Here is a 13,401-nt window from a genome sequence, read left to right on the forward strand (position 1 = left end):
CTAGCCGCTAGCGGGGCGGCGGCTCCGCGGCGTGACGGCTGACATAGACGGTGGTGCTGCGGTCCGCCGGCTCCGCCGACGGGCGGGGCCGCGGCCGGGGCCGCCGCCTCGGGGCGGCCGGCGGTTCCTCGGTCACGCCCGCGAAGACCTGCGTGCCGTCCGCCCGCCGCCGCCCCGGGACGATCTCGTTCTCCGTGCGCCACTCACGAGCCTGGGGCCGGTCGCGGCGCCTGCGGTCCTCCCGGAAGCGCCGGTCCTCCCGGGCCCGCTTGTCGTCCCGGGCGCGCCACTCGTCGAGCGCCCGCTTGTCGTCGCGGACCTTCCACTCGTCGCGGACCCGGTGATCGTTGACGAGCCTCTCGCCGCGCGTCCCCTCGCCGTGGGCGACCTCGTTGTCGGCGTTCCTGCCCGGGGGCCTCTCGCCGTAGGCCCTTTCGTCGCGGAGACTCTCGTCCCGGGCGTTCTGGTCGCAGGCTTTCTCGTCCCGGGTCCTCCAGTCGTCGAGCGGCCTCTCGCCGCGCGCTTTTCCTTCGCGGGCTCGCTTCTCGTCGCGGGCCGTCCAGTCGTTCCGCGCCCTGTCCGCCCCGAGCCGCCAGTCCTCGCGCGCCCTCTGCTCGCGGCCCTGCCTCTCGCCGCGCGCTGTCCCCTCGCGCGCTGTCCCCTCGCGCGCTGTCCCCTCGCGCGCTGTCCCCTCGCGCGCTGTCGCTTCGCGTGCTCGCTTTTCGTCGCGAGCCGCCCAGTCGCCACGCATCCCCTGCTCACGAGCCCGCTTCTCATCGCGCGCCGGCCAATCACCACGCGCGCCGCCCTCGCGGACCCGCTTGTCGTCACGCGCCGGCCAGTCGACCGAGGCGCTGTCCTCCCGCGCCTGCTTGTCGTCGCGCGCCGTCCAGTCGTTGCGGGGGCTCTGCTCGCGCCCTGGCTTTTCGCCGGAATCCGACCAGTCGTCGCGCCGCCTGGCGCCGCGGGCCCGCTTCTCGTCGCGGGCCGGCCAGCTGCCGGTCGGGTGGGCGCGGTTGGCGCGTTGGGCCCGCAGGTCGGCGGCCGACATGACGACCTCGGTGGGCTCGTGCTCGACCGGCGCCAGGTCGACGCCGGTGCCCGGCTCGTAGTCCCCGGCGGCCGGGAGCCGTTCGACCGGAGCGGGCCAGCCGTATCCCTTGGCCGACGGCTCGGGGTCGGGCTCCAGATCGACCGGGATCGGCATCCAGTACTCGCCCGCCGGCGGCTCCACGGGCACGTGCCGGTATTCGGGCCGCACCCAGCCGGCGATCCGGTGACCGTGGCGGTCGGCCGGATAGGACGGCTCGATGCTGTCCTGGGCCTGCCCTTCGACGTCGTCGCCGCCGAGCGAAGGCTCGAACGCCGCTGCGAAGTCCCGCTCGACGGCCGGCTCCGAGCCCGGCGCGAGTTCCGACGCGAGGTCCAGCTCGAGTGCAGGCTCGAGCTCCGGCGCGAAGTCTCGCTCCACCCCAGGCTCGAGCTCCGGCGCGAAGTCACGCTCCACCCCAGGCTCGAGCTCCGGCGCGAAGTCCGGCTCGAGTTGGGGCGCAAAGTCCGGCGCCGGCTCGGATCCCGGCGCGGGCTCCGGCTCGAACGCAGCCGCGAAGTCGCTGTTGAAGGGCGGCGCGGCCTCTCCCTCCGGCGCCGCCGCCGACCGCCTCCTATATGCCTGCCCGGCGTCCTCCTCATAGGCAAGCGCGGGCTCGGACTCGAACGCCGACCTCGGCTTGAACGCGGCCCCGGCTTCGAACGCCGACCTTGGCTTCCGGCCCATAGCCGGTGCAGGCTCGGAATCGAAGTCGAGCGCCGGTGCGGGCTCGAACGCCGAGTCGCGACCGCCGCCCGGCGAGGGCTCAAACTCGGGGTCGTGGTCGCCGCCCAGCGGGGGCTCGAACTCCGGGTCGTGGGCGAACGCCGGCTCGGGCTCCGGCTCAAGGTCGCCCGGCTCCGCCCCGTACGGGAAAGGATCCAGCGGGCGGTCGTCCTGCTCGGCCAGGCCCAGGAAATCCAGGGCGCTCGGCGCCTCCTCCTCGGCCGGCGGCTCCGTGCCGGTCGGCGCGACGCCACCGGGATCGACAGAGGCGCCCGCCCGGCTCCGTCGACGGGTCCTCCGCCCACGGCGCGCGGACTGGACGGGCGAAGTCTGGACGGCGACGGGCTGGACGATGACGGACTGGACGGCGGCCACCTGGACGACACGGGTGCGGCGCCCCGCCCGCCGGCTGCCGCGGTCGAACAGCACCGAACGGAAACAGATCAGCGTGGCGAGCCCCCCGGCGATGAGGGCGATGCCGGCCGCGGTCATCCAGTTGGTCACGCCACGGGTAACGAATGGGGCATTGCGTGCGAAACGCGCACGCCCCGCCGTGACCCCTGGTAGGGCACTACGATCATTACCGACGAGTACAGCCCGCGGAGAGCGTGAGGGAACGAGCGTGACCACCTTCGAGGCCGACATCCACACCACGGCCGGCAAGCTCGCCGACCTCGCCCGGCGCACCGACGAGGCCGTGCACGCCGGCTCGGCCCGCGCGGTCGAGAAACAGCACGCCCGCGGCAAGAAAACGGCTCGCGAGCGCATCGAGATGCTGCTCGACGAGGGCTCGTTCGTGGAGCTCGACGAGCTGGCGCGGCACCGATCCACCAACTTCGGTCTGGAGAAGAACCGCCCGTACGGCGACGGGGTGGTCACCGGCTACGGCACCATCGACGGCCGTCAGGTCTGCGTGTTCTCGCAAGATTTCACCGTGTTCGGCGGTTCGCTCGGTGAGGTGTTCGGCGAGAAGATCGTCAAGGTGCTCGACCTCGCCATGAAGATCGGCTGCCCGATCATCGGGATCAACGACTCCGGCGGCGCCCGCATCCAGGAGGGCGTGGTGGCGCTCGGCCTCTACGCCGACATCTTCTTCCGCAACGTGCGGGCCAGCGGCGTCATCCCGCAGATCTCGCTGATCATGGGTCCGTGCGCGGGCGGCGCCGTCTACTCCCCCGCGATCACCGACTTCACCGTGATGGTCGACCAGACGTCGCACATGTTCATCACCGGCCCCGACGTGATCAAGACGGTGACCGGCGAAGAGGTGGGCTTCGAGGAGCTGGGCGGCGCCCGCACGCACAACTCGCGCAGCGGAAACGCGCATTACCTCGCCTCCGATGAGGACGACGCGATCGACTACGTGCGCGCGCTGCTGTCCTACCTGCCGTCCAACAACCTGGACGACCCGGCCGTGTTCGAGATGCCTGCCGACCTGTCGCCGTCGGACGACGATCTCGCGCTCGACACGCTTATCCCGGACTCGGCCAACCAGCCGTACGACATCAAGGCAGTCGTCGAGACGGTGGTGGACGACTTCCTCGAGGTGCAGCCGCTCTACGCGCAGAACATCGTGGTCGGTTTCGGGCGGGTCGAGGGACGCCCGGTCGGGGTGGTCGCCAACCAGCCGATGCACCTGGCGGGCACGCTCGACATCGCGGCGTCGGAGAAGGCGGCACGCTTCGTGCGCACGTGCGACGCGTTCAACATCCCCGTTGTGACGTTCGTCGACGTGCCCGGGTTCCTGCCCGGCACCTCGCAGGAGTGGGACGGCATCATCCGGCGCGGGGCCAAACTGATCTACGCGTACGCCGAGGCGACCGTCCCGAAGGTCACGGTGATCACGCGGAAGGCGTACGGCGGGGCGTACGACGTGATGGGCTCCAAGCACCTCGGCGCCGACCTCAACTTCGCCTGGCCCACCGCGCAGATCGCCGTGATGGGCGCGCAGGGTGCGGTCAACATCCTGTACCGCGGTGAGCTGGCCACGGCCGAGGACCCGGCCGCGCGGCGCTCCGAGCTGATCCAGGAGTACGAGGACACGCTCGCCAACCCGTACGTCGCGGCCGAGCGGGGCTACGTGGACGCGGTGATCATGCCGTCGCAGACGCGCGCGCAGGTCACCCGGGCGCTGCGCACGCTGCGGACGAAGCGCGAGACCCTGCCGCCCAAGAAGCACGGCAACATTCCGCTCTAGAGCGGGTTGCGCAGCAGCAGGACGCCGCCGTAGACGAGCGCGGCCATCGAACCGGCCCAGAACAGGGCCACGAAGAACGCACTCGAGAGACCGGTCGCCTTCGACAGGTGGCCGGTGTCGGCCTCCCCGCCCGCCTTCCAGTTCGAATACAGCTCGGGAATCTGCCGGGTGCCGCCCATCAGCAGGAACCAGACCCAGATGTACGTGAAGACGAGCTGCACGTTCTCGTCGGCCCGCATCGCCACCGTCCACACCAGCAACCCGGTCAACGGCACCGCGATGAACCCGAAGAAGTTGCGGACCATGACCAGCAGCATCGCCATCAGCACGAGCGTCATCAGCAGGATCGACCGCGGGCTGATGTCGTGCACCAGCATCCAGGCGCCGGCGAGGCCGAAGATCGACGGGCCGAGGTAGCCCGCCAGGCCCGCGGCGAGGGTCTGGAAGAAACCCCACTTCTCCTGCCGGAACGACGTCCCGCCCGCCCCGCCGGGCTTCACGGTGATCCGCTTGACGAACAAACCGGTCAACGACCCGAACATCGCGTGGCCGCCCTCGTGGGCGATCGTGATGGCGTGGGTCGTGTACCGCCACAAAGGAACGGCGGCCACAAACGCGACCACCGCCGTCGTCCAAGCCAATCCCGGGTCGGCCATGCCCGGAAGCTAATGCCGAGGGCGCACCCGTTCCATCGACCGTTGGGACGATGGATTCCGCGTCATACCGTTTCCGGAAGCCACTGGCCGGCCAGCAGGAACGCCCCGACGGCGAGCGCCGCCAGGTTGACGATCAGGAAGAGGCCGACATAGAACACGGCCGGCACGTGGGTGATGTGGGCGAGCTGGTCGGCGTCCGAGCCCGGCATCCGGCCGCGACGGCGCAGACTCTGCAGCTCGAAGACCGGGCGTACGCCGCCGAACAGCAGGAACCAGACCCCGGCGTACGCGAAAGCCGCCTGCACCTCGGGCCCGGCGAACCACGACACGGCGAAGACGATCGCGCCGGTGACCACGAGCGACACCACGCCGAACAGGTTCCGGACGTTGATGAGCATGAGCAGCAGCAGCACGACCGCCAGCCAGAGCAGCAGTGTGATGCGGTTGCCGCCGAGCAGCCAGGCGCCGAGCACGCCGACCAGCGACGGCGCGATGTAGCCGCCGAGCAGCGTGAGGATCATGCCGAGCCCGGTGGGGCGGCCAGACGAGAGTGTCAGCCCCGACGTGTCGAACTCCAGCCGGATGCCTCGCAGGCGCCGGCCGGTGAGCAGGGCGAACAGCGCGTGCCCGCCCTCGTGCGCGATCGTGACCGCGTTGCGGGCGACCCGCCAGACCGGGCGGTACGCCACCGCGAGCAGTCCTGCCAGGGCCGTGAGCAGCACGAGCAGGCCGGGCGGGTCCGGTTGGGCGCCGAGCAGCTCGCCCCAGAGGTCAGTCACACCGTCGATCGACACAGCGCGGAACTGTATCCGATCACGCTATGGGACCTCTGTCTCAGCGCTCGGACGAGTGTCAGGCGCGGCGGCGGACGACGGCCTCGGCGGGCGCTTCGGCTCGCTTGGTGAGCTGGCGGGCCGCGTACACGCCGCCGGCGAAGACGGCCAGCAGGGCAACGATGGCAACCATGGCGAGCACGCCCGTGGCGGCGGCGAGGATGGCCAGGTCAGCAACGGCCACGAGCATCCACAGCGCCAGCGTGGGCTTCCTGCCGTGTCGTCGGCAGCTCATGTCGCACCTCCGTATGTGGTGCCACATGAATTACCCATTCATGCCGCTCGTCACTCGCGCAGGTTACTTCTTGGGCTGAAACCCCTGGTAGATGGCCTGCAAATCGCTCTGGGAGGCCTTCCAGTCGTCCGGGGAGACGTACCAGGAGAGCGCGTACGCCTGGTTGCCGTTGACGATGATGTTGCGCTTGACGGCGTGCTGGTCGTTGCCCGTACTGGTGGTGTAGTAGAACTCCCAGTCGGCCGCGTCCTGGAAATAGTTCTTGACGCGCTCGAGCCGCACCTTGCGGTAGTTGTCGTAGTAGCCGTTCGACCGTTCCCGCTCCTGCTGCTGCCAGTCGGCGAGCGCGTCGGACTCGGGGTCGTCGGTCTGGTCGATCCGCAGCAGCCGGTTGTTCCAGCGGAACTCGAGCTCCCGCTTGTCCCGGCTGATCTGGGCGCCGTTCGGGATCGGCACCTTGAAGCCGCTGCCGTCCGCATGCATCTTCCAGCCCGCGGGCAGCGTGAACGCCGGGCTCGACGGCGGCGCCGACGACGGTGCGGCACTCGTCGGCGGGGTGCTCGTCGGCGCCTGGCTCGCCGTGGTCCCCGTGGGAGCGGCTGCGACCGGCGCCGAAGCGGTCGGCACGGCCGAAGGATCCGAGCCGGCCTGCGGGTCGTCGTCCCCCACGGCGTTCACGATCGCGACGATCAGCAGCACCACGATCAGCAGGAGCACACCTCCGCCGACCGCTGCCTGGCCGTACGTGAGCCGCGTGCCGAACACCGTGATGCCCGGAGTCTGCCCCACCGGCATCGGCACCCAGGCCGGGCGGCTGGGCCGGTTGAACGCCGGCAGCGGCGTGAGCTGGTCGAGGTCGTCGTCGGCCCGCTCCGGGGTCCGCGCCGCCGGGACGAAAACCGTAGCGTCCCCGCTCTTGCTCCCGGCACCACTCTTGGCAGCCGCCGGCTGGGATTCGGCGCTCTGCCGAGCGGGCGCTGACCCGGCGGTGGTCTTTGCTTCTCCGGTTCCCGCCGACCCGGTCGTAGGCTCGGCGTTCTCACCGGCGGATGCCTGCTCGGCCGTCGCACCGACGCGCTGCTCAGCGGTCGCCGACCCGGCCGTCGCCGCGTCGTTCACCCCGGGCGCCTCGGCGTCCTTCGTCTCCGCGGTCTTGGCAGCGGACGCCGCACCGGCCGCCTTCGTCCCTGTGTTCGCCTCGTCGGACGCCGTGCCGGCCGTTGCGTCGGCAGCCGTCGTCCCGGCGTTCACCCCGGCAGATGCCGGGCCTGCCGTCGAGCCGGCGGCGCCTGCGGCGGATGCCGTGCCAGCCGTCGACCCGCCGGCCCGTGCGGTGGATGCCGTGCCGGCCGTCGGCCCGGAGGCCCCTGCGGTGGATGCCGTTCCTGCGGTCGACCCGGCAGCCCTCGTTCCAGCAGCCTCCGCGCCGGACGCTGTACCGGCCGTCGAGTCGGCGGCGACGCTCGAGGCCTTTGCGTCGGCGGTCTCCGCGGCGGAAGCAGACCCGGACGTCGCGTCGGCGGCCTTGCCCCTGGCGGTCGACTCACCGGTGGACCCGGGCGTCGTCTTGGCGGCCTTGCCCGCGGCAGTAGTCGCACCGGTCTCGGTCGCGTCTCCTACAGCCTTCGCGGCCGCCGTCTTGGCGCCGCTATCCGAGGGAGCGGCCCGGTTGTCGTCCTTGACCCCGTCGGCCGTCCGCGCTTTCGCATCGTCGGTCGAGGTCGGCGCAGACTTGCCGGTGTCGTCAACCGCGGCGTCGCTTGAGCTTCCCGCCGTCGCCGCGATCGATCCACTAGCCGTCGTCGCCGCAGGATCAGCAGCCGTCGTCGCCGACCCGGCGGCCGTTGTCGCGGCCGCGCCGTCAACTGCCGACCCGGCGGCCGTTGTCGTTGCCGTCCTGTCGACTGTTGACCCGGCTGCCGTTGTCGTTGCCGTCCTGTCGGCTGTTGACCCGGCTGCCGTTGTCGCGGCCGCGCTGTCGACTCCCGACCCGGCCGCCGTTGTCGCGGCCGCGCTGTCGGCCGACGATCCGGACGCCTTGTCGGTCGGCTGCTCCGTCCGGGCGGGCGACTCCGCGGCGGCGGCCTTCTTCGCCGGGGTGGCGGTCCGTCCCTTGCGGTTCTTGCCGCGCCCCTTGGTGGGCGTGCTAGAAGCCGAGCTGACGACCTGAGTCGCGTCCGGGATCGGGGTGCCACTCCCCTGGGCGGGCGCAGCCGTCTCGCCGGCCTCGGCGCCGCTCGCCGGCTCGGCAATCTTGGTGGTCGCGTCGACCGGTCCGGAAGCCTTGTCCACCGGCCCCGAGATCCTGGTCGTCTTGTCCACAGGCACGGCAAGCTTGCTCGTCTTGTCGACGGCCGCGGGAAGCATGGTGGTCTTGTCGGCGGCGGCGGGAAGCGTGGTGGTCTTGTCGACGGGCGCGGGAGACCTGGTAGTCCGGTCGACAGGCACCGCGATTTCGGCCGCCTTGGAGGAAGCCGGCTTCGTGGCAGCACTCGCGGCGTCTTCGGTGTCCGCCGCCGACGTCGTGCCGGGCGAAGCCGTCCTGTCCGAGGTCGTCCCGGCCGACGTTCCAAGCTGCGTCGGCCCAGCCGGGGCCGCTCCGCCCGTGGTCCCGCCGGGCTTCGTCCCCGCTGAAGTACCGGGCGCCGCTGGGCGAGCCGACGTATCAGTCGGTGCTGCCTCGGTCGCGGTGGCGCCGGCTGCGGCTCCCGCCGCCGTCGTCGCGGCCGAGGTCGTTCCGGCCGAGGTCTTGGCGGGCGTCGGAGGAGGCGTCGTCCCGGCCGGCGACGGGGTCGCCGTGGCTGGGGTTGACGTGCCGCTCGACGGAGTCGGCTTGGGTGAGGGCGCCTTGGCCGGCGGCATGATCAGGGTGGTGGGGTCGGCCGGGGCGGGCTTCTGGTCCTTGGGGCGGCCGTCGTTGCCGACGCGCGGGAGCAGGGTGGTCGCGTCGGAGAGGGACTTCTCGTGCTCGGGGGCGGCGCTCTTGCGGCGGTTCGCGGCGACGTCGGCCGCGGTGAAACCGGCTTGCGCGCCCCGGGACGTACGGGAAAGGCCGCCGCCGGACTGCTGACCGGGCCTCGGCGTGTCGGGCGTCGAAGGCTGCCCGGGTGTCGTCGGCCCGCCGGGACGCGTACCGAAAACTCTTGTCCTGTCGTCGTGCACGGCGGGGCCGTCGACGCGCGTGGAGTCGAGCTTGGGACCGTCGACGCGGGTCGGGGTCTCGGGAGCCGGGCGGCCGACCGGGGCCTTGCCGGGCGCGAAGATCGGCCGGCCCTCGCCTGCCGCGGGGCGACCGGGAAGAACAGGTGGGCTCGACGGACCGGTCGGCCGGGCGACGGGCGGACGCGGACCGGGCACCACCGGGGTCGCGGACGTGCCGCTGGCGAGCGCCGTACGGTCGCGGCCCACACCGGGGCGGCGCATTGTCGGGCTCATCGGGAACGTCAGCTTGGAACGGCGTCCGGCGGCGCGCAGCAGCAGGCGCTCCGCCTCCTCGGCGTTGATGCGGTGCGTGGGGTCCTTGCGGAGCAGGCCGTTGAGCACGGGCTTGAGCGGACCGGCGTTGCGCGCGGGCGGAGGGTTCTCGGTGGCGAGGGCGGCCAGCGTGGCGATCGCCGACGGGCGGGCGAACGGTGAAGCGCCCTCGACGGCGGCGTAGAGCGTGGCGCCCAGCGACCACAGGTCGGCGGCCGGACCGGCGGAGCCGTCGCGGGCCCGCTCGGGTGCGATGTAGGCAGGGGAGCCGAGGACCAGGCCCGTACGCGTGACGTTGGGGTCTCCGGGAACCGTGGCCAGCCCGAAGTCGGTGAGCACGACGCGGCCCTCGGCGCCGATCAGCACGTTGCCGGGCTTGACGTCACGGTGCACGACGCCGGCACGGTGAGCGGCCCGCAGCGCGTTGAGCACCCCCAGGCCGATCTCGGCGGCGCGGACCGGGCTGAACGGGCCGTCGGCGGCCAGCGTGTCCTGCAGCGAGCGCGAGGGCACGTACTCCATGACGATCCACGGGTCGGCGTCGGTGCGCAGCACGTCGAAGACGCGGACCACGTTGATGTTGTTGAGCCGGGCGATCGCGCGCGCCTCACGCAGCGACCGCTCCCGCATCTCCTGCCGCTCGGCCGGGGTCAGACCCGGCGGCGGAACGAGCTCCTTGATGGCGACGTCACGGTGCAGGACGACGTCGTTCGCCCGCCAGACACGACCCATCCCGCCCTGACCGAGCGGCGCGACAAGCCGGTAACGGTCAGCGACTACGAGCGGGGGAGAGGAAGACATCACGGAGAAAATACCCGGTCATGTCGAGCGACAGCGAATCGATCAGCCGAGTGTGGGATGCGTGTCACCGACTTCACGGCGCGTCGTCGTACGCTCGGTCGATGAATGAGGAACCGCTGGTCAGCGTCGTGCGAGGCAAACCCACCGACACGGAGCTGGCCGCGCTGCTCACGGTGCTGGTTGCGGCATCCAGACAGGTTGATACCGGTCCCGTACGGCCCCCCGCCTCGGCGTGGGCCCGCGCCGCTCGCCCGTCCAGCTCGTGGCGGGCGTCCGCCCTCCCCCGATAGATCATCCGTCGTCACTGTCCACAGGGTCCCCGATGCTGGCAGTGACGGACTACTCTCACAGACGCTTCGCGTAGTTGGACCTTTCGCGTAGTTCGACCTGAGGAGGCGCAGTTGATCCCCGAAGAGGACCTCGGTCCCGCGTGGCTGCGCGACTACGGCACCACCGACTTCGGCGCCATCGAGGCCGACATCCGGGCGATGGAGCAGTTCGCCGCCAAGCTGGCCGCCAACGTCAAGGACAGCTACGCCCCGCACCTGGCGAACGTCACGACGTCGATGTCGACCCGCCTGCCCGATCCGCCGGGTCAGTTCGTCGAGCTGACGTCCTTCCTGACCGCCCACAACGAGGCGCAGGACGTCACCCACCAGAACGTCTACAACTACGCGAACGGCACACAGAGCTTCGCCACCGCGGCCGCCGACATCAGCAAGCAGTACAGCGGCTCCGACGCCTTCGCGCACGCCAAGGTCAGCGACGTGAACAAGGCCTTCGACCGGGTCGGCATCCCCGACGCCATCGCCCCCACCACCCCCGAGGGAGACGTCTGATGCTGATCGCGGCAGGCGGTGGCGGCGCCGGCGGCACCGACTGGGGCCTGATGACCGTCGAGCAGATGCAGGCGCTGATCCAGAATCCCGACACCGAGAAGCACTACGAGCTGCTCACGGGTTGGAAGAGGTCGGCCGATCTGCTCCTCGAGCACCGCTGGCAGGTCCAGAACTACCGCGACAACCTCGCCGCCGCGTGGCCGCCCGAGAAGAATGCGGCGTCCGCTGCCTACCTGGCCCGCCTCGACGAGCTGATCGCAAACCTCACCGAGACCTACGAAGCCGCCATCTCCAACCACGACGCCTTCGCGGCGGCGACGCTCTCTTTGAGCCTCGCCCAGAAGGACATGGAGAAGATCACGCAGGAGTACGCGGCGAACAAGCAGTTGCTGCTGGACTACTCCGCGGCGCAGCAGGCTACGAGCGGACAGCCGCAGCCGAGCCCGAGCCCGAGCGGCGAACAGCCCCCGGTCGCCCCGGGCCGCCAGGAGGAACTGCACCAAAAGGCAGTAACCCTGCTAAGCGGCGTCAGCGCCGACCTTGCGCAGGCTCAGGTCCGAATTCAAAAGCCAACTCTGTACCGCCACGTACTTACTGATGATGTGAGCCAGGCCAACGACGGCCAGCAATATACGGCGCCGCCGATACCACCTGTCACACCAAGCTTTGAAGGCAACGGGGCAGGCGGCCTAAGGACGCCGCGCCCTTCCGCGACGTTTCCCACTAACTCACCACCCCCCGCCGGGACGACGCCACCCGTCACCGCTGCGCCCCAGCCTGGTCTTGTCTTGGGCGGCATTTCACCCACTCCGTCGCCTCCCCTCGCACCGCCCGGCGGGCCTCTCCAACCTCCTACAACTCCGCCGACCGGCACTCCGAGTTTGATTACTAATCCCGGCGTTGTCCCACCGAATGTCGGCATCTTGCCGCCCGGAGGAGGGCCTACTGCTATTCCAAGTCGCGGTACCGGTGCCCCGAGGGAGGCACCGATCCGGGCTGGCACTCAAGCACCCGGCAGCCTGCACGTCATGCCGCCCGGAGGACTGATCGGCGCCACCCCTGCAGCGGGATTAGGTCAACCAGGTTCAACACGGTCAGCCCCCAGTCGAGTTAATCCGATCGGCGGCGTCATTGGACACAACATGCCGTCGGGTAACGCAGGCACGCGCAGCATCGCCGGCGCTCAGCAGACTGGTAGTTCCACAGCACCGTACGGACAACCTGGCAGTCGTCGTTCGGACCGTGACTCAGAAGCGAACAGCACTAGGTGGGATCCAGATAATCCGTGGCAGACCGCTGAGGGCGTTTCTCCTGTAGTCATGCCTGCGCGCGAGCAACGCGTCGACCCAGGGCCAGCGATCGGACTCTAGATGAGCCGCCTTCCTAGGGCCTTCGCTTTGACGATAAGCCTTACCTATATCGCTATCTTCGCTGCCGAACCAGCGCAGGCTGATTCATTCCGAGACGACCAATGGTACTTGAAGACCCTGAAGGTCACGGCTTCTCAAGACATCAGTACGGGATCCGGTATAACGGTCGCGGTGGTCGACTCTGGCACTTACCCTCATCCCGACCTACTGCGCAACTTGGCGAAGGGCAGCAGCTTCGTCACTGGGGAGAATGGCAACGGCCAGAACGATCGCTTCGGCCATGGCACCGAAATGGCAGCGCTAATTGCTGCTCACGGCCGCGGCACTCGGGGCGTACTTGGCATCGCCCCCTCGTCGAAGATTTTGCCTTTGAAGATTTCCAATTCGAAGGCAGCACCAGCGTCTGAGATGGCGGAAGCGATTCAGTACGCTACTGAACGGAACGCTGCCGTAATTAATGTATCGGCAGCTATCGGCCCTTCTTTTGAGGTCCAAGACGCTGTCAGCTCAGCGCTCGACTCCGACGCCGTCGTCGTTGCTTCCGTAGGCAATACCGCGAGTTCCGCTGTCGTTGGATACCCCGCCGCCATAGATGGCGTCCTCGCGGTTGGCGCTGTCGGCCGAGACGGCAATTACACCCGCTCGTCATTGAGAACCAGCAAGGTGGCGATCTGCGCACCAGGTGTCGATATCACGACTGCGGAGCCACGGCAAAAGTATGTCGACATCGGGGGCACCTCCCCAGCTACAGCCATCGTCTCCGGGGCCGTTGCCTTAGTCCGGGCCAAATTTCCTGAATTATCTGCTAAAAACATCATTCATCGATTGACCGCGACCGCGGATGATATTGGGCCTCCTGGGCGGGACGATGAGTGTGGGTTTGGGCGGCTCAACATTGTCAAAGCGCTCACAGCCAATGTCCCTCCACTGGAAGGCCAAGAATCAGAAGCGCCTAGCCCCAGTGCCACGGGCACCGCAACGGCTGTTGGTCCGCAGTTTGCGACTCCTACCAGCGGGGCCGCAAAGAGCGACGAGCGGGCTGGAGGCGGCAGCGTACTGCTCTTCGGGGGGCTTGCGGGAGTCCTCGCGGCCGGTGGGGTGCTGGCTGTGATGGTGCTGCGCCGACGGCGTAGGGGCTGAGCCGGCCGCACGTTTGTGGGGAAACGCCGGATTGTGTGCG

At 70.0% G+C, this 13,401-nt stretch carries 9 protein-coding genes and 1 pseudogene; 5 read left to right on the forward strand and 5 right to left on the reverse strand.

The window, feature by feature from the left end; all coding sequences use genetic code 11:
- Window positions 1-7 precede the first annotated feature (7 nt).
- A complete protein-coding gene (locus ACSNN8_RS08925) occupies window positions 8-2,479 on the reverse strand; it encodes a hypothetical protein (protein WP_436648168.1) in 2,472 nt (823 codons plus the stop codon).
- Here ACSNN8_RS08925 and ACSNN8_RS08930 point away from each other — a divergent pair.
- Window positions 2,439-4,013 carry an acyl-CoA carboxylase subunit beta gene (locus ACSNN8_RS08930; protein ID WP_436648169.1) on the forward strand — a complete coding sequence of 525 codons (1,575 nt, stop codon included), beginning with the start codon at window positions 2,439-2,441 and terminating at the stop codon, window positions 4,011-4,013. The two genes, ACSNN8_RS08925 and ACSNN8_RS08930, sit on opposite strands and share 41 nt — an antisense overlap.
- On the opposite strand, the gene ACSNN8_RS08935 is transcribed toward ACSNN8_RS08930, so the two are convergent.
- The 4 genes and pseudogenes from ACSNN8_RS08935 to ACSNN8_RS08950 form a co-directional block, all read right to left on the reverse strand.
- A complete protein-coding gene (locus ACSNN8_RS08935) occupies window positions 4,010-4,669 on the reverse strand; it encodes a M50 family metallopeptidase (protein WP_436648170.1) in 660 nt (219 codons plus the stop codon). The two genes, ACSNN8_RS08930 and ACSNN8_RS08935, sit on opposite strands and share 4 nt — an antisense overlap.
- 62 nt (window positions 4,670-4,731) lie before the next feature.
- The gene (locus tag ACSNN8_RS08940; protein ID WP_436648171.1) at window positions 4,732-5,463 is read right to left on the reverse strand and encodes a M50 family metallopeptidase; all 732 of its coding nucleotides are present in this window, start codon (window positions 5,461-5,463) and stop codon (window positions 4,732-4,734) included.
- A gap of 58 nt (window positions 5,464-5,521) precedes the next feature.
- On the reverse strand, window positions 5,522-5,737 hold the full coding sequence (locus ACSNN8_RS08945; RefSeq protein ID WP_436648172.1) for a hypothetical protein: 216 nt from the start codon (window positions 5,735-5,737) through the stop codon (window positions 5,522-5,524).
- A 3,332-nt stretch (window positions 5,738-9,069) separates the two neighbouring features.
- Window positions 9,070-9,943 (reverse strand): annotated as a pseudogene (locus tag ACSNN8_RS08950) (serine/threonine-protein kinase); the annotation flags it as partial.
- A gap of 170 nt (window positions 9,944-10,113) precedes the next feature.
- Between ACSNN8_RS08950 and ACSNN8_RS08955 the strand changes: the two are divergent.
- The 4 genes from ACSNN8_RS08955 to ACSNN8_RS08970 all read left to right on the forward strand — a co-directional run bounded on the left by ACSNN8_RS08955 (window position 10,114) and on the right by ACSNN8_RS08970 (window position 13,361).
- On the forward strand, window positions 10,114-10,302 hold the full coding sequence (locus ACSNN8_RS08955) for an acyl-CoA carboxylase subunit epsilon (protein ID WP_436648173.1): 189 nt from the start codon (window positions 10,114-10,116) through the stop codon (window positions 10,300-10,302).
- 111 nt (window positions 10,303-10,413) lie between these two features.
- Window positions 10,414-10,851, forward strand: a complete 438-nt coding sequence (locus ACSNN8_RS08960) for a hypothetical protein (protein ID WP_436648174.1) — start codon at window positions 10,414-10,416, stop codon at window positions 10,849-10,851.
- On the forward strand, window positions 10,851-12,221 hold the full coding sequence (locus ACSNN8_RS08965) for a hypothetical protein (protein ID WP_436648175.1): 1,371 nt from the start codon (window positions 10,851-10,853) through the stop codon (window positions 12,219-12,221). The genes ACSNN8_RS08960 and ACSNN8_RS08965 overlap by 1 nt, the downstream gene beginning before the upstream one ends.
- A 108-nt stretch (window positions 12,222-12,329) precedes the next feature.
- A complete protein-coding gene (locus ACSNN8_RS08970; protein WP_436648176.1) occupies window positions 12,330-13,361 on the forward strand; it encodes a S8 family serine peptidase in 1,032 nt (343 codons plus the stop codon).
- Window positions 13,362-13,401: the final 40 nt, after the last annotated feature.

The sequence above is a fragment of the Actinoplanes sp. URMC 104 genome (genome assembly GCF_051386375.1).
Lineage (GTDB): Bacteria > Actinomycetota > Actinomycetes > Mycobacteriales > Micromonosporaceae > Actinoplanes.